This is a genomic window from Brevibacillus agri (genome assembly GCF_004117055.1).
Classification (GTDB): domain Bacteria; phylum Bacillota; class Bacilli; order Brevibacillales; family Brevibacillaceae; genus Brevibacillus; species Brevibacillus agri.
Genome location: NZ_CP026363.1, coordinates 3,677,381 through 3,697,598, shown reverse-complemented (window position 1 = coordinate 3,697,598; position 20,218 = coordinate 3,677,381). Strand labels below are relative to the sequence as shown.

The following is a 20,218-nucleotide window of genomic DNA, read 5'->3' as shown; positions in this document are numbered from 1 at the left end:
AGCTAGTTGGATGACGAAAAGCAAAAACGAATTGACAATCGTGCGCTTTTATCAACTCATGCTAAATACTTCGCTCATCATTCTCGGGTTGGTCTTGAGCTTTTACCTTGTACGCGAACTGTATGCCATTGTACTGGATGCCCTTCAAGGAAATAATAACGTCCATGATATTTTGGAAAAAGTCTTGGCCTTTTTTCTCTACTTTGTCTTCGTTTCGATGATCGTCAAGTATTTCCACGAAGCGTATCACTTTCCGTTGCGCTATCTGATCTATATCGGGATCACAGGCACTGTGCGTTTTATCATCGTCAATCGGGATGATGCGATGAACAATCTGATTTTATCGCTCGTTATTTTTATCCTGGTCATCAGCTATATTATGCTGGCTCCCCGTCAGAACAAGGTCGGTGAGCTAAAGGAGAATATCGAATGACAAAAAGTCTTGAGCACCAATTCAGCATGCTTGTGCGCGAGATACGCAAGGAATACGTTGGAAACGGTCCGCGCGAAATCCTCACTCGGTTTTGCGGGCCGTGGGTCATTTGCGAGATGAAAGGCAATTTGACCAACGTAGAAAAGTTCATGATTATGTCCGAAGACGGCAGACGAATGGTTCACGATGCGCGTACGAAGCTGGTGAAGAACATTTACAATGATCCGGCGGTAGTAGCGAAGCTGGAGGAAATTATCGACGCCAAAATTTTGCGGATTTTTTCCGATATCAGCCTGGAAGAAGACATCGCCATGACCGTATATGTACTGGACCGATCCATTTCATAACGAGCAGCAGCAAAGGAAAGGTGGGAAACAATCGTGATTCAGCCCGTGTCTATTTTGTCTCCTGTCCTGCACTATGAAAATGGCGCTTTGGAGGAAGTAGAAGATTCCATCGTTACAGAGTCGCCGATTACGATCATGTTGAACGAGGAAGAGTTTGCGACGTTAGTGTGCAGCCCGGAATACATCGAAGAGCTTGTCATTGGCTTTTTGGCGTCTGAAGGGGTAATTCAGGCATACACGGATGTGACTGACCTGTTTGTGGACGAAACCACTGGGTACGCCTACGTCCGCGCCGAAAAAGTGAACAGGTACAACCAGATGTTCCACTCGAAACGGTACGTCACTTCGTGCTGCGGGAAAAGCCGCCAAAGCTTTTACTTTTACAACGACGCGCGCACGGTGAAAAAGTTGGAAACGACAGGCGTGACGATCTCAAGCGCGGATTGCTTTCGCTTCATGCAGGCGATGCAGCAGTCAGCGAAGCTTTTTCAGGACACGGGCGGCGTTCACAATGCTGCCCTGTGCGATGCAAACGGGATCGTCGTCTCCCGAATGGACATCGGCAGGCACAATGCCCTCGACAAACTGTACGGGCATTGCCTGATGCATTCCGTGCCGGTAGAAGACAAAATCATGGTGTTCAGCGGCCGGATTTCGTCAGAAGTACTGTTGAAAGTAGCCAAGATCGGATGCAGTATCGTGTTGTCCAAATCGGCGCCGACCGAGCTGGCCCTGCGGCTGGCGCAGGAGCTTGGCATTACTACCGTTGGCTTTATTCGCAACCAGTCGTTCAACGTGTACACCTGGCCTGAGCGAATCGAACAGGCCGAAGGGGGGACGTCCAGTGATTCCAAGTGAATTAGTGGACTCGTTTGGCCGCGTTCACGACTATTTGCGCCTTTCCGTAACCGATCGGTGCAATTTGCGCTGTGTGTACTGTATGCCAGCGGATGGGATGGAATTTGAGCCGGACGAAAACATTTTGTCTTTTTACGAGATTACCGAGGTTGTCAGAGTGTTGGCCGAAATGGGCGTGAAAAAAGTAAGGCTGACGGGCGGGGAGCCGCTCGTCCGCAAAGGCATTGAAGAACTGGTCGCAGCGATAGCGGAAACACCGGGAATCGAAGACATTGCCTTGACGACCAACGGCATTTTTTTGGCGAAAAAGGCGGCGAAATTAAAAGCAGCGGGCTTGAAGCGCGTCAACATCAGCCTGGATACATTGAAGGCCGACCGTTTTTCGCTTATCACCCGCGGCGGCGATGTCCAGCGCGTTTTGGACAGTATCGCGGCCTGTCAACAAGCCGGGATTTGGCCGATCAAGCTGAATGTCGTTCTCATGAAGGGAATCAACGACGACGAGATTGAAGATTTTTTGCGGCTGACGCTGGACGGCGCTGTGCAAGTCCGCTTTATCGAGTACATGCCGATCGGCCACAACGACATGCGCTGGAAACAGTCGTATTTGCCGCTGTCGACCGTCTTGGAGCGATGTAAGCAGCTTGGCTGGGAAACAGAGGAAAGCCATGACGTGCGCGGCAACGGTCCCGCCCAGACCTTTCGGATTGCCGGGGCCAAAGGCAGCTTTGGGTTGATTCACCCGGTGAGCGATCATTTTTGCGAAACGTGCAACCGGCTGCGTTTGACGGCGGATGGCAACATCAAGCCGTGCCTGTATTGGGCAGACGAGTTTAACGTTCGCAAGCATATCGGAGACGATGAAGCGATTCGCCAGCTTTTTTTCAAAGCGTTGAGCATCAAGCCGATGAATCACGAAATGGCCAAGGCTTTGGCAGATGAAAGCCAATCTCATGTACCGACGGCAAGGCGCATGTCGCAAATTGGAGGATAAGCGAGATGGAAAACGCAAATCGTTTTCGCCGACAGACTGTTCAGGTGGAGGAAGCGCAGCGCAGAATCGAACAGCATCTGCGCCAGCTTGGCGTGGAGGAGGTTTCGCTGGAAGCTGCCTGCGGCCGCACGTTGGCAGAGGAGGTGACGGCGCCCGAGCCGATGCCGCATTTCCGCCGTTCCGGGATGGATGGCTTTGCGATCATGGCGAGCGCTACCAAGGGAGCGTCACCGGAATCGCCCGTCCTGCTGGAAGTGATCGAGCATGTTCCGTGCGGCTTAGTTCCGACTAAAGCCGTATCGCCTAATACGGCTACGCGGATCATGACCGGAGCGATGGTGCCGGAACAGGCAGACGCGGTTATCATGCTGGAAATGACCGACAACGTGGAGAAGCAGGGCAAAACGTTCGTGTCCATCAAAAAAGAGATGCCGTCCGGCAAAAATCTGACTCCGATCGGCCACGAACTCGCCAAAGGCGAATGCGTCCTGCAAAAAGGAAGCGAAATTCGCGCTGGCGAGACGGCGCTGCTGGCTACATTCGGCTTTTCTCGTGTCAACGTATATAAGCGCCCGACCGTCGCGATATTCGCCACAGGCTCCGAACTGCTGCCTGTGGACGCGCCACTGTGCCAGGGGAAAATCCGAAACAGCAACTCTTACATGCTGGCAGCGCTCGTTCGGGAAGCGGGGGGCATTCCGCTGTTGATGGGCGCGGTCCCGGATGAAGCGGACAAAGCGCAAGCGGTTATTCTCGATGCGTTTTCCACCGCGGATTTTGTCATCACATCAGGCGGCGTATCGGTAGGCGACTACGATATTCTCGTCGATCTTTTCCAAAACTGGGAAGGGGAGCTGCTGTTCAACAAAGTAGCGATGCGGCCCGGAAGCCCGACGACGGCAGGGGTGTGGAAAGACGCCTTTTTATTTGCCCTGTCAGGCAATCCGGGGGCGTGCTTTGTCGGCTTCGAGCTGTTCGTCCGCCCGGCGATTTTGGGGATGCAAGGGCGCAAAAACAAATACAGACCGGAATGCACGGCTTTTTTAGGAGAGGCGTTTGCCAAGGTCAATGCGTATCCGCGCTATGTCCGCGGAAAATCGTATGTGCAAGATGGCAAACTGTTCGTAAAGCCTGTCGGAATGGACCAGTCAAGCGTAACCGTGTCGATTAAAGATTCCGACTGCTTGATTAAGATTCCCCCTGGCGGGAAGGGTGTGCAGCAAGGAGAGCTTGTCTTTGCTCTGCTGCTCCGAGAATGACGAAAACGTTGCGGCGCTACATTTCGTAAATTTCGCTTGAGAGAAAAGAGCGGGATGACATGGCCGGGGAGGCACCATTGCAAAAACTGTTAACGACGATGCTGCATAGTAACCGTGCGGCTACGAATCACATGGTCGAAACGATCCACTCGCTCGTTTCATGCGTGAACGCCCGTGATCCTTATACGTATCAGCATTCGGTCAACGTTGGCTTTTACGCCTGGGTAATCGCCAACCAACTTCAGCTCGACGAGGAAGAATGTGCCAATGTGTATATCGGCGCCTTGCTGCACGACATCAGGATCATTGGCACACCGGATTCGATCCTGAGGAAAAACGGGTCGCTCACACCGGAAGAATTGGCTATCATGAAAAAGCATCCAGAGATCGGCTACGCGATTGTAAAACGGATTGCTCCCTTGCAACAGCGAGGAATTGCCAAGACGGTGCTGTACCATCGCGAACGGCTGGATGGCAAAGGCTATCCGCACGGCCTTTTCGCTGCCGAGATTCCGCTGGGCGCAAAAATTGTCTCTGTCGCCGAGGCTTTCAACGCGATGACGTCAGCGCGGCTTTACCGCCCTGTTTTGGACTACGGGAAGGCTGTCGACCAGTTGCTGGACGGAAAAGGCAGCCAGTTTGACCCGACCGTCGTCGACGTGTTCCTGGAGGCGATGGCCAGCCGCAGAGAAAAAGCGCGACTGTAAGGCCAAAAGAAACAGCGCCGTCTTTTGTGCGAAAAGCACCGGATCATCCGGTGCTTTTTTGCTGCAAAGGTCCTTTTTTGCCGGATTGTTCATAAAAACATCTGCGAAACATGTTTTTCCAATGCTAAGATAGGGAAAAAGCATCAGGGGAGAAGGAATCAGGAGGATTGACCCCATGAAATATGTGAGCGTAGATCAAGTTGAGCCTGGGGATGTGCTGGCTCGCAGCATTTATACGAGCGAGGGCTTGACGCTGTTGCAGACGGGTGTGCAACTGACCGTCGGAATGATAAACAAGCTGCGGCGCTTTGGGGTGACGATGCTCAGTATCAAGGACCCTTTTTTCGACGAGGTGAAGGAACAGGAGGTAGTCACAGAGACGACGCGAAAAGATGCCATTCGCAATCTGTCAGGCGCGATTTCGTGTGTCCAGTCCGGCAAGGAGTTCGACGTGCGCGGCATTCAAAAGTCTGTCGGCAACATTGTCGAAGAGACGCTGCGCAATCGCAAGGTGCTGTTAAATCTCGGGGAAATTCGCACCAAGGACAACGCCCTGTACATCCATTCGCTCAACGTCTGCATGATGGCGACCGTGATGGGCGTCGGGCTTGGCTACAACACCACGCAACTGAAAGAGCTGGCAATCGGCGCGCTTTTGCATGACATCGGCAAGCTGTCGGTGGACAAGGAAGCGCCAGCCTACAAGAAAAACAGCAGGACCAATCATCATACCTGGATAGGGTTTGAAATATTGCGAAAAAAACACGAGATGAGCATCGTGTCTGCGCACGTGCCGCTCCAGCACCATGAATGGGTCGACGGAACCGGAGTCCCCCGCGGACTAAGCGGCGACGAGATTCACGAGTTCGCCAAAATCGTCGCGATCTGCAACTACTACGACAATCTGATCTCGCCGCTTTCCGAGGAAGAGGAGACGCTGCCTCCCTACGAGGCGTGCGAGCGAATCATGGGCCTTGCGGAAAAGCGCTTCGACCACAAAATGGTCATCCACTTCCTGCGCTCGATCGCGCTGTACCCGATCGGCACGTCGTTCAAGCTGAGCACAGGCGAAGTCGGCGTCGTGATCGACCAAAACCGCGGCCTGCCAGCCCGTCCGGTCGTGCGGGTCATCAGGCGGGAGCAGCAGGCGAATCGGCGGATGGCAGAAGATCACGAGATTTGCGATATTGATCTCGGCGCAGAGCCCACCATTTTTATTACAGGAGTACTAGAATAGAGAGAGAAACTAGACCTAAGGGTTTTTTCGATGCCAAGATCAGGGAATTCCCCTACATACATAATGAGGGTGTCAGTCTACAATGAAAACAGGCAAAAAGTCTCAAAAATCGACTTTTTGCGACGATGAAAGAGGAAAGGACGTGTCCTTATGTCCCGTATTCTAGTACCAGTAGATTTCTCTGCACAGTCTATTCAGGCGGTTCGCTTTGCTCTTGCGTACGCCAAAGATAAGCATGAACTGACTCTGCTTCATGCCATCCCTCCGTTTCCATCGCGCAACGTCGTCCGCAAGCTCGGGCAAAAAAGCGTGGAAGATTTCCAATTGGATGAAGCGAGAGAAGACTTGAAAAAGTTCCTCACGATTGTCGAAGAGGCAGGAGTCACTTACGAATTGGAAATCGAGTTCGGCGAGCCGCATGAAGTGATCGCCAAGCACGCGACAAAAGGCGAGTACGCCGCAATCGTCATGGGGACGCACGGATACGGCCGGATCACCGGATTCCTGCTGCAAAGCGTCAGCTACCCGACGATTCACGACGCCCAGCTTCCTGTCTTCCTCATTTCCGAGGAGACCGATGCCAGCCGCTTCCCTTGGCAAAAAGTGCTGATCGCCGTCGACGGCTCGGAGCAGGCGAAAAACGCAGCGCAAAAAGCGATTGCCTTGAGCCAGGACATTCCGGGCGTTTCCTACCTGCTGCTCAGTGTCGTGACGCCTCCTGTCGCTTATGCCGGAGTGTACGGCGTAGGCTGGGAAGACACAGCGACGCTGGAAAACTGGGGAAAAGAAACCGTGCGCACTTGCGAAGAAGTGCTGGAAGCGGCGCAAATTCCTTACGAGAGCAAGGTAGTGATTGGCGATCCGGCGACAGTGATTCGCCAGACCGCCGAAGAGGAGCAAGCAGGTCTGATCGTGCTCGGTCACCACGGGCTTGGCGGCATCGCGGGCACTCTTCTCGGCAGCGTGACCTTCAAAACGATTCATCGCACCAAAACGCCGCTGTTGATCGTCAAATCATAGGCTCATTCGTGAACAGGCAAGCTGTCCGGACTCCGGGCAGCTTTTTTGTGCAGATAAGGTTGGATAAGATTTTATCCAGCGGAAAGTGCAACGAAGGCTGTGCCAATGGCTTGGCGCAGCCAAGTTTTCTAATGCTCCAGGGCACGCTCAGCGCCGGACGCCCAGTTGATGCGGGAGCTTCCCCAGGCGGCAACGAGCACGACCGCGCCTGCGATGACGAAGACATAAATCAGCGCGGTCAACTGCATCAGTGGCCCGGCCACAAACGAACCGAGCATCATCAGCCCGACGAGCAGCGGCGCAATCGTCCCGTTTACCCGGCCGACGTACGCTTCTTCGACAAGCGTAATCATCCGCATTCCGATCACAATTTCCAGAAAAGCAAGCCCCACTCCGGTGAAAAAACGCATGGCAGCGGTGACGATCAGCCAGACAGAGAGCGCCTCGACGACGATGGAGAGAGCGAAGACGGCAACCGGATTGTTTCCGCTCGTCTCCATCACGTAATAAAGCAAAGCCATGTTGCGTATCCAAATCCCGACGTTTTCCAGCGTATCGGAGACAAAGACGGTGAGAAAGACGCGATTTCCCCATTAGTGGCTTCATTTTGCACACTCCTGCGATTAATTAAACCGAACGTTCGGTCTATAAACTTTCGAAAAAAAGCTACCTGGCGACAATACCATGCAGCAAAACATCAATCCCCCGCTTCATCAAGGCATGAAGGCGCTCCTCCTCCATTTTGAAGCCGACATTGATAAGGCCGTTGACAAACCCTTCGAGGATCATCGCCAGCTCTTCCGGATCGGCCTCGGCAAATTCTCCGCGCGCCATTCCTTCCTGAAAAATCGACGTGTACAGCGTGTAGGAGGAGCTGAGCATCGCAAGCACCTGGTCCATAATGAGCGGATCGGCGAGCTGGCTGCCGGAAAACTCTTCTCCGGCTCGTTTCAACGGGTGGGACAAAAAGTCTTCGAGCAGAAAAGCGGCCAAGGCGTACAGCTTTTCCACCGAAGTGGCGTACTGCTTCTCTTTTTCCTTCCACAGCTCTGTCCACTCGTTATACTGCTTTTCCAGCAGGTGCAAAAAAAGCTGCTCCTTGTTTTTGAAATGGTAGTAAAGGCTCCCTTTGCTCGCTCCGGTCGCTTGGCAGATGTCTTCGATCGATGTGGCGAAGTAGCCCTTTTGGGAAAACAGCTCGGTTGCTTTCTCGACGATATGTTGTTTGGTTTTCTCCCCATCAAGGCGACGTTTGGACATGAAAGGCAAGGCTCCTTTTTATAGACTGAACGTTCGGTTTAATTTCGGTCTACCGGATGGGAGAAAGAAGCGCAAGTGCTTTCCCGCAAGGCGATTGAGAATGGACGGCCAGGGGAAAAATGGGGAAAGCGAGTGAGGGGGCGAGGAACGCATGAAAATCGGGTGTCACATCAGCATCCGCCACGGCTATGCAGAGGCGGCGCGAACCGCTCTGCGGGAAGGAGCCGCCTCTTATCAGTTTTTCCCGAAAAACCCGCGCAGCCTGGGGGTCAAGCAGTTTGATCCGGCCGATGCGGCAGCTTGCCGCGCTTTTTGCGAGGAACACGGCTTGGCGTCGATTGCCCATACGGCTTATCCGGTCAACTTGTGCGTGGAAGACGACGAGCTGGCTCTGGTGACGGTGCAATCGGTGCGCAACGATCTGGAGATTGCCGAGGCGTGCGGAGCGCTTGGCGTAGTTGTCCACTTCGGGCAGTACAAAGGGACGGACGTGCTTGCCGGCTACAAGCGGATGATTTTGCTGACGAATCGAATCGTGGACGGCTGGGCCGGACAGGCCAAGCTGCTGATCGAAAACAACGCCGGACAGGGCAACCGGATGGGCACGACGCTGGAGGAGCTGGCACAGGTGCGGCAACTGCTTGCCGAGCCGCAGAAGGTCGGGTTTTGCTTCGATACGTGCCACGCGTTTGCCAGCGGGCTGTGGGACGGGAAAAATTGGGGCGCGGTCATACAGCGTATGGAAGAACTGGACTATTTGCCGTATTTGTCCGCCGTGCATTTGAACGATTCGGTTTACCCGAGCGGCTCGTTTCGGGATCGGCATGCGCGCATCGGACAAGGGATGATCGGGGACAATGCTTTTGCCGAGCTGTTGCGCACGCCGCAGCTTCAAGGCTTGCCGATTGTATTGGAGACAGCGCGAGGGTCAAGCGGGGGGCATCGCGAAGAAATCAGGCACGTCCGGCGTCTGGCGAACAATTGGCAGGCTTGACCGGATTGTGGTACAGTGTGAGAGGATGTTGTCAACGAGGGAGGGGTACCAATGGCAAAACGGATCAAAGTGACGATTCACGATTTTGCGACGCTGAAAGAGAATTTGAACAACCCGGAAGAGCTGGCTCTTTACGAAGCAGCCAACGGGAATACATACGATGCCGAAATCGAGCACGACGGCTACGCTGTCATTGATGTGACAGAGGACGACTACATTGAGCTGGCACCGGGCGAATACCAGCTCATGATCGAGGAATGGACCAACGCCGGGCAAATCGGCGAGTGGACTTTGCAAACGAAGTCAGATCCGGCAGACGACACAGCGCTGCTGTATCGCAGCGTCGACGCGTCAGGCCAGGAAGTGCAGCCGCCGCAATCGCTGCCGAAGCAAGTCGTCGAGCTGGTAGCGAAGACCTGGTTTGGCAAGGCGCCAAAAAAGGTCGAGGAATAGTCGGACAAGAACAGGGAAAGGAGCGCTGCGAGTGGTAGCGCTCCTTTTTTTTCGCGCAAAAAATCGCAGGATGTAGCCGCTCGTGACGAGGAACAGGCGAAGGCTGGGAGCGGCAAGTACCGAGATCATTCGGCCGTCTCGTCCTCAAGCTGAATGTCGTACTTTTTGATCCGCCGCATCAGAAGCGATTGGGTGATGCCGAGCGCCGCCGCGGTCTTGCGCGTCGTTTTGTGGATGCGCAGCGCCTGCATGATAAATTCGACCTCGATTTTTTCCATCCGCTCCGTCAAGGAAAGGGAGCCGAGCGTGAGGATGCCGTCCTCCAGCTCGCGAATGCTGCGCAGTTCCTCCGGCAAATCGGTGGCGGAAATCTCGTCGAACTTGGACGTGATGACGATGCGCTCGACCAAATTTTCCAGCTCCCGCACATTGCCTGGCCAGTCATACTGGTGCAACACGTCCAGCACGTCAGATGTGAAACGGCGTTTTTGGTGGTGCTTGGCGTTGAATTTTTGCAAATTGTGGTGCAACAGCGGGAAAATGTCGTCTTTGCGCTCGCGCAAGGGCGGGACGTTGATCGGCAAAATGTTGAGCCGATAGTACAGGTCGTGCCGGAACTTCCCTTGGCGCACCAGCTCCTGCAGGTTGGTGTTGGTCGCGGCGATGATGCGGATGTCCGCCGTGTAAGTTTTGGTGCCGCCGATCGGCATGAACGTCTTGTTTTGCAAAAGCAACAGCAGCTTCGACTGCAAATGGTAGGGCAGCTCGCTGATTTCGTCGAGGAACAGCGTCCCTTTGTCCGCCATTTTGACCAGGCCGATTTTCCCCGAGTGGTTCGCCCCGGTAAACGCCCCTTTGTGATAGCCGAACAGCTCCGATTCGATCAACGTTTCGGGGATGGCGCTACAGTTTACATGCACGAACGGCCCTGCGCTTCGCTCGCTAAGCTGGTGGATTTGCTCGGCGAGATGGCTTTTGCCCACCCCGGTTTCGCCCGTGATGAGCACAGTCGTGTCGACCAGCGCGACTTTTTTTATCAGTTCCATGAGCGCCAAATACGAGCGGCTGTTGCCGATCAGCGTCTGCGACGAGCTTTGGTTCGCTTCCCGCTTCATGAGCTGCAGTTCCTCGCTGTAGCGCTTCAATAGCGCGACGGTTTCCTCCAACTGCGAACTGGCCCGTGCCGCCTCCGTAATGTCCCGGGAGTGGGCGACGATCAGCTCCGGCTTTCCGTCTTCGTCCGGGATAATATGGCCTGTCACGAGAAATTTTCCTTTGCTGTTCACAAGCTGGATGGTCGTCGTCGGCTTGCCCGATTCAAGGACAAGCCGGGTCACGGAAGGACTGAAAATGCCCATTTCCTCCAGATCGGTCACGTTTTGCCCAATCAGCTCGGCTTTCGGGATGCCGCACAAGTTTTCGCTCGCCTTGTTCAGCCACAGTGTGGTTCCTTGCGCATCCGATATAAAAATGCCGTCCGCAAGCGAGTTCAATATGTCGATGAACCGATCTACAGACGACAAGGCCAAAATCTCCGCATCTTTTTCCACGCTTGATACGCTCCCCTCATTTTTGACCTGATTGTACAGGAAGTGACTGCCGATTGTATAGTGAGTCGGATTTGAAAAAACGCGAGTCGATTTCGATTCACCTGAAAAGAGTGCGTTTCTCTCCCTTTCGACTCAAAAGTGATTCTACTTCGATTCGTCAGAAAAGACGCAGTTTCGGCAATTTTCGCTACCATCCAGCTTTTTGGGTGTTGGCATAGGACTTGCTACTGTTAGCGGGACGTAAGCGACTTTGCTCAATAAACAAGAGAGATAAGGAATGGCATGCGATGCTAGCGAAACTGGTGACGCGCGAACAAGCGACGGAATGTGTACGAGACGGTGTCCGGCTGATGTACGGCGGTTTCGGAACGATCGGCTCCCCGGCTCTTTTGATCGACACGATTTTGGAAAAAGGGGTGCGCGACCTGACCTTGATCGGAATCGACGCGGGGTATCCGCAGGTCGGGATCGGCAAGCTGATTAGCCACGGGCGGGTGAGGAAGCTGATGACGACGCATATCGGCTCCAATCCGGAAGCTGGCCAACAGATGATGGACGGACGGCTCCAGGTCACGTTTTGTCCCCAAGGAATTTTTGCGGAAAAAATTCGCGCAGGGGGCGTAGGCATTCCCGGTATTGTTGTCGATGCGCAAATGTGGGGAGAAGCGACAGAAGGAGGGGAAGCGGTGGTTTTTGGGGGAAAGCCGTGCTGGATGGAACCGGCGCTGACGGCCGATGTAGGCATCGTCTATGCGAAACAGGCGGACACGTACGGCAATCTCATCTACGACAAGTCGGCGAGAAACTTGAATCCGCTGGTGGCGATGGCTGCTGACATCACCATTGCCGAAGTGGAGGAGATCGTTCCGGCAGGAGAGCTGGACCCGGAAAAAATCGTGACACCCGGCATTTTTGTCGATTACATGGTGAATCGCAGCGGCGGGGGGAACGGCTGATGCGACTGACGATGGATCAGCGAAACATGATCGCGCGGCGCGCCGCCAAGGAAATCGAACCGGGGATGGCCGTCAATCTGGGGATCGGGATACCGGAGCTGGTCGCGGACTTTATCCCGCACGAATGGCACGTGATGTTTCATTCCGTGAACGGCATTCTCGGGGTAGGCCCCACGCCAATCAAGGGCGAAGAAGACCAGCATATCTCCAATGCGGGGGGAGCGCCCGTTACCGTAGTTCCGGGCGCTTCTTACTTCGACAGCACGATTGCCTACGGCATGATTCGGCGCAAGAAGCTCGATGTCGCTTTTATCGGGGCCTTGCAGGTCAATCGCAGGGGAGATTTGGCGAACTGGATCGTCCCTGGCTCGCGCGTTCATGGCATCGGCGGTGGAGCCGAGCTGGCCTATTACGCCAAAAAGGTGATCGTCCTGATGAGCCATGTGACGCGGACAGGCGAGCCGAAAATCCGCAGGGAGTGTACGTTTCCACTGACCGCGAAGCGCTGTGTCGACCTGATCGTCACAGAGCGGGCGGTTATCGAGGTCACGCCGCAGGGGCTGATGCTGACAGAGGTCATGTATCCGTACTCCTTGCAGGATGTCATTTACCATACCGGAGCGCCGTTGTTGATTTCAGAACATTTGCAAATGGTGGAGTAATGAAAAATTTTTCCGCACAAAGATAAGGGGGCTTACCAACATGAAAAAATCACTCAAAGCCGTTGCAGGCGTATTGTTCTCGCTGTCGCTTCTCGTAGCAGGATGTAGCCAGGGGGCTTCGACGAACGATGGCGGGGGACAGGCAGGCGCAGCCAGCGGAAATGCGTCCGCGATGACGAAGGAGGCAGGCGTGTTCGTCTTTGCCGCTTCCGGCGAGTACCAGCCGTTCAGCTATTTCAAGGATGGGCAGCTTACCGGGTTTGACATCGAAATCGGCAACGAGATCGCCAAACGGCTGAATTTGCAGCCAAAGCCCGTCACCTCGCCGTTTTCCGGGATTATCGCGGGGGTCAAGGAAGGGCGCTACGATGCGGCGATTGCCAGTCACGCGATTACGGAAGAGCGCAAGCAGCAAATTGATTTCGCCGATCCGTACTACTTGTCCGGCGGCCAACTGTTCACTCGTCCCGACGGCACGACTTCCACACTGGAAGAGCTGAAGGGCAAGGAAGTCGCAGTCGCCTTGGGCACTACGCATGAAAAAATGGCGCGGGAGTACACCGACAACATCAAGACGTACGACAGCGACGTCACGGCCCTGCGCGCGCTGGAGCAAGGCAAGCATGACGTGGTCATTACGGACAGTGTGGTCGGCGAGATCGCGATTGCCCAAGGCTTGAAAATCAAGAAAAGCGGCGCGCCGTTGTCTGAGGTTCAACACGGAATCGCCGTGCGCAAAGGCAATAGCGAGCTGTTGAACAAAATCAACGAGGTGCTGAAGCAAATGCACGAAGACGGCACGTATCTGAAGCTGAGCGAAAAGTACTTCAATCGCGACATCAGCAAGAACGAATAAGGTTGACGTTTGTGTAAGGCCGCCTGTCATCCGCGCAAGGAAAGCGGCGGGTGACAGGGACATTTTATCAGCGAGGGGTGGCATCGAGTGCCCAGTATTGCCCATTTGACAGAAGAGTTTTTCCGCACATTGCCGTTTTTTTGGAAGCCGCTGCTCTTGACGTTTGAGCTGACGATCGCTTCCGTCATCGCAGGGTCGATCATCGGGCTGTTCGTCGCCCTGTTGAAAGTCTCCAAGTTCAAGCTCGGGCAAATTGTTGCCAACGTCTATATTATGGTCATTCGCGGAACGCCTTTGATCGTGCAAATTTTTGTCCTCTATTTCGGTTTTTACAAGGTGATTGATCTCGGTCAATTTTGGTCAGCGGCTTTAGCCTTGGCGATCCACAGCGGGGCGTACATCGCGGAAATTTTCCGCGGGTCCATCCAGTCGATCGACAAGGGACAGATGGAGGCAGGCTTGTCGCTCGGGATGTCTACCGGCCAGACGATGCGCCGGATCATTTTGCCGCAGGCGATGAAGCGCTCCATTCCGCCGCTCGGCAACCAGTTTATTTTGTCGCTGAAGGAGTCGTCGCTGGCTGCTTTCATCGCGATGGATGAGCTGTTCTCGCTGGCGCGCCGCCTGTCTGCGGAAACCTTTGATGAGATGACGTACTTTTTGATCGTGGCCCTGTACTATTTGGTGATTGTCATGATCTTTACGTATATCGTCCATGTGATGGAAAAGCGGTTGGCCAAAGGTGACGTATAGAAGAGGGGAGGGAGAATGATGGAAGACAAGCAAGTCATGATCCGCGTGCAAAATTTGAAAAAAAGCTTCGGCGCCGTGGAGGTGCTGAGAGACGTGACGCTACAGGTAAAAAAGGGCGAAGTCGTCGTGCTGATCGGGGCGAGCGGCTCGGGAAAAAGCACGCTGATTCGCTGCATCAATTTTTTGGAGATCAAGGACGGCGGCGAGATTTTCATCGAAGGCAAGAGCATCGATCCGAAAAAGGACGACTTGACGAAGGTGCGGCAAAAGGTCGGCATGGTGTTCCAGCACTTTAATCTGTTCCCGCACAAAACGGTTTTGGAAAACATCATGGAAGCGCCGCTGATCGCGAAAAGGGCGGACAAGGAGCAAACGAGGCAGGAAGCGCTGCAACTGTTGCAGAAGGTAGGCTTGTCCGAAAAAGCAAACGTCTATCCATCCTCGCTGTCAGGCGGACAAAAACAGCGGGTAGCGATCGCCCGTTCGCTGGCGATGAAGCCGGAGATCATGCTGTTCGACGAGCCGACCTCCGCGCTCGACCCAGAGCTGGTCGGCGAAGTGCTGGAGACGATGAAGCAGCTCGCCCAGGACGGGATGACGATGATTATTGTGACGCATGAAATGGGCTTCGCCAAAGAAGTGGCGGACTGGGTCGCGTTCATGAACCAGGGCAAGATCGTGGAGATGGCCCGCCCGGCAGACATGTTCAACAATCCGCAGGAAGAGCGGACGCGCGAATTTTTGAACCGGGTCTTGTAACGAGGGCAAAACGAAAGGGAGCGTAACGATGAGAGAGGTAGTCATTGTCGCCGGCGTGCGCAGCGCGGTCGGCGCATTCGGCAAAAGCTTGCGCGACGTCCCGGCAACGGAGCTGGGACGGCAAGTGCTGGAAGGGCTGATGGAAAAGGCGGCTTTTCCCAAGCAGGAAGTGAACGAAGTGATTTTCGGCAACGGCTACGTGCACGGAGGCGGGCTGAACGCGGCGCGCATCAGCTCGCAGTTGGCCGGATTTCCCCGCCATGTGTACGGGCACATCATCATCAAGGCGTGCGGCTCGGGCTTGAAAGCGATTGGCAGCGGCGCTTTGGCGATCATGGCCGGGCAAGAGGACGTGGTGGTTGCGGGTGGCGTGGAGAGCATGAGCAACGTGCCGTATTTGGTGAAAAACCGCTGGGGCAGCAAGTTCGGCAACTTGACGATGGAAGATGCGCTTTTGTCTGACGGCTTGATCTGTTCCTTGGAAGGCGAGCACATGGGCAACACGGCTGAACGGCTTGCGCAGCAGTACGGCATTTCCCGCGAGGAACAGGACCGCTTCGCCTACGACAGCCACAAAAAGGCGGCGACTGCCATAGCCGCAGGCAAGTTTGCCAGCGAGATCGTGCCGATTGCCATCCATGAGCGCAAAGGAGTGCGGGTGTTCGATCAGGACGAGTCGGTCCGCCACGAGATTAGCCTCGAAGACTTGGCGAAGCTGAAAAGCGTGTTCCAAAAAGACGGAACGATCACGGCAGGCAATGCGTGTCCGATGAATGACGGCGCAGCCGCAGTGTTGATGATGTCTCGCGAAAAAGCGGAGGAAGCGGGGCTTATGCCGCTGGTCAAAATCAAGGCGTTTGCCAGCGCGGGAGTCGAGCCGGGCGTGATGGGGATCGGGCCTGTGCCGGCCACCCAAAAAGCGCTGCAAAAAGCAGGGCTGACGCTGGACGACATCGGGCTGATCGAGCTGAACGAGGCGTTTGCCGCGCAAACGTTGGCGGTGATGAAAGGGCTGGAGCTGGACCCGGCCAAGGTGAATGTCAACGGCGGCGCGATCGCGCTCGGCCACCCGGTCGGTGCCACCGGCGCGAAGCTGACCGTCAGCCTGATGAACGAAATGGTGCGCAGCCGCGTCAAGTACGGCATGGTGACGCTTTGCATGGCAGGGGGAATGGGCCTGTCTGTCATTTATGAAAACTTGACGCTGTCCTCGTAAGCTTTTCGGCGGACAAAGAACAGCACAGGAAAAGCCCCGTCAGAGGGCCACGTCGATCTCGGCTCGTGGCGGTCTGGCGGGGCTTTCTTTTGCTGGTGATCCGGGGCGACGTCTTGGGGCGGAGCGGAGCCATTTGCGCTTTGCGCACAAGCGACCGGAAAGCAGGCGGATGGTTCCGGTGCACGTTTTCGTTCGCACGCCGTCAGTCCGCGAGCATGACAGAAGGAGTCGCCGTCCGCACGAACACGAGCGCATCAAACGCTTTTGCCGGGACCATTTGCAGCGTGTACATGTTCTCGATGCTCGCGTACCAGCCGCTAAACACGTCGCCGATGGCGCTGATCGGCTGCGGACGATTCACATAGGCGTAAAAATCGGCATCCTGCCGCGTTTTGGCGAAGTCCAGGAAGCCGTCCGGCAGGTTGGTGCGCGCGAACAGCACGGCGAGGCGGTGATCCCCGGCGTTTTTGACAGCAAACAGCTTGCGTTCGTCGGTAGTGGCGTCCTTGGCCAGAAAGGCGCTTTCATAAAATTCGCTGCCGATTGCGTAATACTGGTCGCCGAGCGCTTTCGCCAAATACGCCCCCATGCAGGTTGCAACGCCCGTGGTCGTGGACGTCTTTTCAATGTGCCCGTTGTGTCCGGTAATGAACAGGCGCTCGCGACCGTAATGTTTCTTTTCCAACGCGAGAATCCACATGACGCGCTCCGCCATGTAGCGATCGCGGGCGCTGCCGTAGTTGACGTTCGTTCCGTGCAGGATCGCGTTTTGTCTGATCGACTCGGCAAAGGCTAACGCCAGCTCGTAGTCTTTTTCGGAGCTTTTGGCGGTGTAGGCGGCTTTGTTTGCTTTCATCCGGCCGAGCAAGCTCTGGATGTGGGGAAGCCCTTCCTTGGCCGGCTGTTGTTCGGACAGCGTTTGATCGGTCAAAGCTGCCAAAGCTTTTTCATAGGTTGCGGCGAGGGGCGGATCGACTTTTTGCAAATAGGCGAACAGCGCTTGTTTGTTCTGGTCGTAGCGCTGCATGTCAAAGCCGTAAAAGCGGATGCGGTCGCGGTCAGCGCGCTGTTCGTTGTACGCGCGCATCCAGGACAACAGCGCTGCCATCTCCTCGGTGTTGTAGATCGCAAAGCCGAGCGCTTTTGCCGCCTCTTGCGCTGTCCCGCTTCCGCCGGATATGTAGGCGTCGACCTTCTGGCCGCCGCCGAAGTCGCCTTCGATGGCGAAGGCGCGGTAGCCGTGCTTTTCTACCAGTTGCCGAAACACGTCCAGCTTGAGCGTCGTAAATTGTTTGTTGCCGTGGGTCGCTTCGCCAAAGCCGATAACCGTTTTTTGGGGCAGCTCCATTTTCGATACGGGAACGACATGCTTGTTCATAGACGATGGCAGTGCGCTTGCCGCCTTCGCCTCGAAGGCTGTCAATACGCTCAGCACGAGCAGCAAGCTTGTGGCGAGCAAAAGAAATTTTTTCATCGTTTACCGTCTCGCTTTCTGTGGCAGGTCGCCTGTTTGCGACCAGGTGTGAACAGCGGGATGTGTTTGTTGCCGAGTGGAGCCAAGGCGTTCCTGCGGGGGAGCCGCTATCTTAAGCCGGGGTGTCAAACGGAAGGAATCTGCCCGTTGCCCGTATTTGCCACATCCTTCTTGCTTTCCTCTCCTATTATGGCACAGGCTGGAAAAAAGGGCACGAAACAAATGAGTCAACTACCCGCGAGGCGCTTTTCATCCAAAAGCAAAAGCCGGGGCCACCTTTTGCCAAGGCAGGCTTCCGGCTTTTGGGTCAGATCATGCGTCAAAGAACGGCGCTTCCTACATTTCCTCTGGCGCTGCCAGTCCGAGCAGGCGCAGCCCTTCTTTCAACACGGCCACCACCGCTGCCACGAGCTGGAGGCGGGAAGCTTTCACGTCTTCTTCTTCCGCGAGAATGCGGACGTTGGCGTAGAATTTGTTGAACGACTGCGCGAGGTCGATGACGTACTTGCCGATTTGCGACGGGTCGAAGTTGTCGCTGGCCCGTTCGATCACCTCAGGGAAGCCGTTCAGCAAGGTGATGACCGCCCATGCTTCCTTGCTGTCCAAAGCGCCTGGTACGAGGCTCGCTGTCGTTTGCGGCTGGTAGTTGCCTTTGCGCAGAAGCGAGCAGGCGCGGGCGTGCGTGTATTGCACGTAAGGTCCGGTTTCGCCCTCGAAGGTGAGCATTTCTTCCCAGGAGAAGTTGATGTCGTTCAGGCGGTAGTTTTTCAGGTCGTGGAAAATGACAGCGCCGACCCCAACCTGGCGGGCAACTTCTTCCTTGTTCGCGAGCGTCGGGTTTTTCTCCTCGATCACTTTTTGCACGTCGGCAATCGCTTGTGCCAATACTTCCTCCAGCAAAACGACTTTTCCTTTGCGGGTGGACATTTTCTTGCCGTCCTTGAGCATCATGCCAAACGGGATGTGGTGCATGTCGGCGGACCAGGCGTAGCCCATTTTTTCCAGTACCTTGTACAGTTGCTGGAAGTGGAGACGCTGCTCGTTTCCGACGACGTAGAGCGCTTTGGCGAAGTCGTACGTCTCGTGGCGGTACAGGGCGGCAGCCAGATCGCGCGTCGCGTACAGCGTCGCACCGTCCGATTTTTTAATCAGGCACGGCGGCATGTTGTACTCGTCGAGGTTGACGACCAAGGCGCCGTCCGATTCGGTCAGCAGTCCTTTTTCTTCCAGCAAGGTGACGACGCGATCCATCTTGTCGTTGTAGAAAGCTTCGCCGTGCGTGGAGTCGAAGGAGACGTTCATCAGCTCGTAAATTTTCATGAACTCCTTGAGCGATTCGTCGCGGAACCATTTCCACAGATGCTGTGCTTCTGCGTCGCCGTCCTCCAGCTTTTTGAACCATTCGCGGCCCTGGTCTTCCAGAGTCGGGTCTTTTTCCGCTTCTTCGTGGAAGCGCACGTACAGGCTGAGCAGCTCCTTGATTGGCTCGGCTTTTACTTTTTCCTCGTCTCCCCACAGACGGTAGGCGACGATCAGTTTGCCGAACTGCGTGCCCCAGTCGCCCAAATGGTTGATGCGCACAGGCTGGTAACCGCGTTTTTCCATGATGTTCGCAATCGCGTTTCCGATCACGGTAGAGCGCAGATGGCCCATGGAAAACGGCTTGGCGATGTTCGGCGAGGACAGGTCGATTGGCACTTTGCGGCCCTGGCCTACCTGGCTGCTGCCGTAGGCGCTGCCTTGCTCAAGGATCGTTCCGATCACTTGCGCCGCCACATTTTCCTGATCGAGAAACAGGTTGACGTAAGGGCCGACTGCTTGGGCAGAGCGCAGTGGCGCTCCTTCGATTTTTTCGGCAAGCTCTGTGGCGATCATCGGTGGCGCTTTGCGGAGCGCTTTTGCGAGCTGGAAGCAAGGGAAGGCGATATCTCCCATCGCAGGGTTTGGCGGCGTTTCCAGCATGCCGTAAACTGTTTCTGTTGGGAAGGTGTCCACACCGAGAGAGGTGAGGGCAGCGGCGATTTTTTCCGCGACTTGGTGCTTGTAGCTCATTGTGATTCTCCTTTCAAAATGGGAAAAAGCTTAAGGGACGCAAAAGAAAACAAAAAAACCTCCGCGTCTCCTGGATAAAAGAGACGAGAGGTTGTGCTCCCGCGGTGCCACTCTTGTTGTTTTCGCCTGCATGCGTGCATCAGGCAAAAACCGCTTTGTGCTGCTGTAACGGGCAGGCCCGGCAAAACCCTACGCGATCCGGGCGCGATTTGCTTCGCCGGATGTTCAGGCCGCATCTCCGAGGGGCGCTTCCTCGCGTGGTTCGGCATCGGGCTTCCACCATCCCCGACTCGCTACAGCCTCATTCCAGGAGTACTTTCCTCATCAACGATTCGCTTGTTTCTCTAGCATTATAGCCGTTTTTGGTGCCAGGATGCA

At 55.3% G+C, this 20,218-nt stretch carries 21 protein-coding genes and 1 other annotated feature; of the genes, 16 read left to right on the top strand and 5 right to left on the bottom strand.

The features are described 5' to 3' along the window. Positions 1-10 precede the first annotated feature (10 nt). The 8 genes from BA6348_RS18180 (at position 11) to BA6348_RS18145 (ending at position 6,855) form a co-directional block, all read left to right on the top strand. Complete coding sequence (locus tag BA6348_RS18180) at positions 11-433, top strand: phosphate-starvation-inducible protein PsiE (RefSeq protein ID WP_026557025.1); 423 nt, start codon at positions 11-13, stop codon at positions 431-433. Next, the gene (locus tag BA6348_RS18175) at positions 430-780 is read left to right on the top strand and encodes a Na-translocating system protein MpsC family protein (protein ID WP_005832873.1); all 351 of its coding nucleotides are present in this window, start codon (positions 430-432) and stop codon (positions 778-780) included. Before BA6348_RS18180 ends, BA6348_RS18175 begins: the two co-directional genes overlap by 4 nt. A 36-nt stretch (positions 781-816) precedes the next feature. Further along, positions 817-1,638: a formate dehydrogenase accessory sulfurtransferase FdhD gene (gene fdhD / locus BA6348_RS18170; protein WP_025848403.1), complete on the top strand. Its 822-nt coding sequence runs from the start codon at positions 817-819 to the stop codon at positions 1,636-1,638. Further along, positions 1,625-2,632: a GTP 3',8-cyclase MoaA gene (gene moaA / locus BA6348_RS18165; RefSeq protein ID WP_039971437.1), complete on the top strand. Its 1,008-nt coding sequence runs from the start codon at positions 1,625-1,627 to the stop codon at positions 2,630-2,632. Before fdhD ends, moaA begins: the two co-directional genes overlap by 14 nt. 5 nt (positions 2,633-2,637) lie before the next feature. Further along, a complete protein-coding gene (locus BA6348_RS18160) occupies positions 2,638-3,891 on the top strand; it encodes a molybdopterin molybdotransferase MoeA (RefSeq protein WP_122952648.1) in 1,254 nt (417 codons plus the stop codon). Between the two features lie 77 nt (positions 3,892-3,968). Further along, positions 3,969-4,598 (top strand): HD-GYP domain-containing protein, encoded by a 630-nt coding sequence (locus tag BA6348_RS18155; protein ID WP_242507369.1) that lies wholly within the window; start codon positions 3,969-3,971, stop codon positions 4,596-4,598. A 175-nt stretch (positions 4,599-4,773) separates the two neighbouring features. Next, positions 4,774-5,835, top strand: a complete 1,062-nt coding sequence (locus tag BA6348_RS18150) for an HD-GYP domain-containing protein (RefSeq protein ID WP_122952646.1) — start codon at positions 4,774-4,776, stop codon at positions 5,833-5,835. Between the two features lie 150 nt (positions 5,836-5,985). Beyond that, positions 5,986-6,855: a universal stress protein gene (locus BA6348_RS18145; RefSeq protein WP_005832862.1), complete on the top strand. Its 870-nt coding sequence runs from the start codon at positions 5,986-5,988 to the stop codon at positions 6,853-6,855. Positions 6,856-6,983: 128 nt separating this feature from the next. Here BA6348_RS18145 and BA6348_RS18140 read toward each other — a convergent pair whose 3' ends face one another. Then, complete coding sequence (locus BA6348_RS18140) at positions 6,984-7,376, bottom strand: MFS transporter (RefSeq protein WP_007785128.1); 393 nt, start codon at positions 7,374-7,376, stop codon at positions 6,984-6,986. A 145-nt stretch (positions 7,377-7,521) separates the two neighbouring features. Then, entirely contained in the window at positions 7,522-8,115 is a 594-nt protein-coding gene (locus BA6348_RS18135; RefSeq protein WP_122952645.1) for a TetR/AcrR family transcriptional regulator, read from the bottom strand. A 151-nt stretch (positions 8,116-8,266) separates the two neighbouring features. Here BA6348_RS18135 and BA6348_RS18130 point away from each other — a divergent pair, with 151 nt between their 5' ends. Together BA6348_RS18130 and BA6348_RS18125 are read left to right on the top strand one after the other, a co-directional pair. Then, entirely contained in the window at positions 8,267-9,109 is an 843-nt protein-coding gene (locus tag BA6348_RS18130; RefSeq protein ID WP_005832855.1) for a deoxyribonuclease IV, read from the top strand. Positions 9,110-9,160: 51 nt separating this feature from the next. Beyond that, positions 9,161-9,562 carry a hypothetical protein gene (locus BA6348_RS18125; RefSeq protein WP_005832854.1) on the top strand — a complete coding sequence of 134 codons (402 nt, stop codon included), beginning with the start codon at positions 9,161-9,163 and terminating at the stop codon, positions 9,560-9,562. Between the two features lie 125 nt (positions 9,563-9,687). On the opposite strand, the gene BA6348_RS18120 is transcribed toward BA6348_RS18125, so the two are convergent. Next, positions 9,688-11,112 (bottom strand): sigma-54 interaction domain-containing protein, encoded by a 1,425-nt coding sequence (locus BA6348_RS18120; protein WP_026557029.1) that lies wholly within the window; start codon positions 11,110-11,112, stop codon positions 9,688-9,690. A 287-nt stretch (positions 11,113-11,399) separates the two neighbouring features. On the opposite strand from BA6348_RS18120, the gene BA6348_RS18115 reads away from it, so the two are divergent. The 6 genes from BA6348_RS18115 (at position 11,400) to BA6348_RS18090 (ending at position 16,314) form a co-directional block, all read left to right on the top strand. After that, a complete protein-coding gene (locus BA6348_RS18115) occupies positions 11,400-12,068 on the top strand; it encodes a CoA transferase subunit A (RefSeq protein ID WP_005832850.1) in 669 nt (222 codons plus the stop codon). Beyond that, entirely contained in the window at positions 12,068-12,730 is a 663-nt protein-coding gene (locus tag BA6348_RS18110; RefSeq protein ID WP_007785141.1) for a 3-oxoacid CoA-transferase subunit B, read from the top strand. Before BA6348_RS18115 ends, BA6348_RS18110 begins: the two co-directional genes overlap by 1 nt. Before the next feature lie 40 nt (positions 12,731-12,770). Continuing rightward, positions 12,771-13,586: a transporter substrate-binding domain-containing protein gene (locus BA6348_RS18105; RefSeq protein ID WP_005835056.1), complete on the top strand. Its 816-nt coding sequence runs from the start codon at positions 12,771-12,773 to the stop codon at positions 13,584-13,586. A gap of 87 nt (positions 13,587-13,673) precedes the next feature. Continuing rightward, positions 13,674-14,339 (top strand): amino acid ABC transporter permease, encoded by a 666-nt coding sequence (locus tag BA6348_RS18100; protein WP_025848420.1) that lies wholly within the window; start codon positions 13,674-13,676, stop codon positions 14,337-14,339. A gap of 18 nt (positions 14,340-14,357) precedes the next feature. After that, positions 14,358-15,098: an amino acid ABC transporter ATP-binding protein gene (locus tag BA6348_RS18095; RefSeq protein ID WP_122952644.1), complete on the top strand. Its 741-nt coding sequence runs from the start codon at positions 14,358-14,360 to the stop codon at positions 15,096-15,098. Positions 15,099-15,126: 28 nt separating this feature from the next. Beyond that, a complete protein-coding gene (locus BA6348_RS18090) occupies positions 15,127-16,314 on the top strand; it encodes a thiolase family protein (protein ID WP_007785148.1) in 1,188 nt (395 codons plus the stop codon). 202 nt (positions 16,315-16,516) lie between these two features. Here the strand turns inward: BA6348_RS18090 and BA6348_RS18085 are convergent, their stop codons facing one another. Together BA6348_RS18085 and argS are read right to left on the bottom strand one after the other, a co-directional pair. Beyond that, on the bottom strand, positions 16,517-17,788 hold the full coding sequence (locus tag BA6348_RS18085) for an erythromycin esterase family protein (protein ID WP_026557032.1): 1,272 nt from the start codon (positions 17,786-17,788) through the stop codon (positions 16,517-16,519). Positions 17,789-18,124: 336 nt separating this feature from the next. Beyond that, complete coding sequence (gene argS / locus BA6348_RS18080) at positions 18,125-19,840, bottom strand: arginine--tRNA ligase (RefSeq protein WP_007785153.1); 1,716 nt, start codon at positions 19,838-19,840, stop codon at positions 18,125-18,127. Positions 19,841-19,916: 76 nt separating this feature from the next. Further along, positions 19,917-20,177, bottom strand: a binding site (T-box leader). Between the last annotated feature and the right edge of the window lie 41 nt (positions 20,178-20,218).

Coding starts and splice junctions, on each gene's coding strand:
- BA6348_RS18180 (WP_026557025.1), top strand. CDS start 11: ATGACGAAAAGCAAAAACGAATTGACAATCGTGCGCTTTTATCAACTC.
- BA6348_RS18150 (WP_122952646.1), top strand. CDS start 4,774: ATGAAATATGTGAGCGTAGATCAAGTTGAGCCTGGGGATGTGCTGGCT.
- BA6348_RS18160 (WP_122952648.1), top strand. CDS start 2,638: ATGGAAAACGCAAATCGTTTTCGCCGACAGACTGTTCAGGTGGAGGAA.
- BA6348_RS18125 (WP_005832854.1), top strand. CDS start 9,161: ATGGCAAAACGGATCAAAGTGACGATTCACGATTTTGCGACGCTGAAA.
- BA6348_RS18085 (WP_026557032.1), bottom strand. CDS start 17,788: ATGAAAAAATTTCTTTTGCTCGCCACAAGCTTGCTGCTCGTGCTGAGC.
- BA6348_RS18095 (WP_122952644.1), top strand. CDS start 14,358: ATGGAAGACAAGCAAGTCATGATCCGCGTGCAAAATTTGAAAAAAAGC.
- argS (WP_007785153.1), bottom strand. CDS start 19,840: ATGAGCTACAAGCACCAAGTCGCGGAAAAAATCGCCGCTGCCCTCACC.
- BA6348_RS18140 (WP_007785128.1), bottom strand. CDS start 7,376: ATGGCTTTGCTTTATTACGTGATGGAGACGAGCGGAAACAATCCGGTT.
- BA6348_RS18145 (WP_005832862.1), top strand. CDS start 5,986: ATGTCCCGTATTCTAGTACCAGTAGATTTCTCTGCACAGTCTATTCAG.
- BA6348_RS18090 (WP_007785148.1), top strand. CDS start 15,127: ATGAGAGAGGTAGTCATTGTCGCCGGCGTGCGCAGCGCGGTCGGCGCA.
- BA6348_RS18115 (WP_005832850.1), top strand. CDS start 11,400: ATGCTAGCGAAACTGGTGACGCGCGAACAAGCGACGGAATGTGTACGA.
- BA6348_RS18175 (WP_005832873.1), top strand. CDS start 430: ATGACAAAAAGTCTTGAGCACCAATTCAGCATGCTTGTGCGCGAGATA.
- BA6348_RS18130 (WP_005832855.1), top strand. CDS start 8,267: ATGAAAATCGGGTGTCACATCAGCATCCGCCACGGCTATGCAGAGGCG.
- BA6348_RS18135 (WP_122952645.1), bottom strand. CDS start 8,115: ATGTCCAAACGTCGCCTTGATGGGGAGAAAACCAAACAACATATCGTC.
- BA6348_RS18110 (WP_007785141.1), top strand. CDS start 12,068: ATGCGACTGACGATGGATCAGCGAAACATGATCGCGCGGCGCGCCGCC.
- BA6348_RS18105 (WP_005835056.1), top strand. CDS start 12,771: ATGAAAAAATCACTCAAAGCCGTTGCAGGCGTATTGTTCTCGCTGTCG.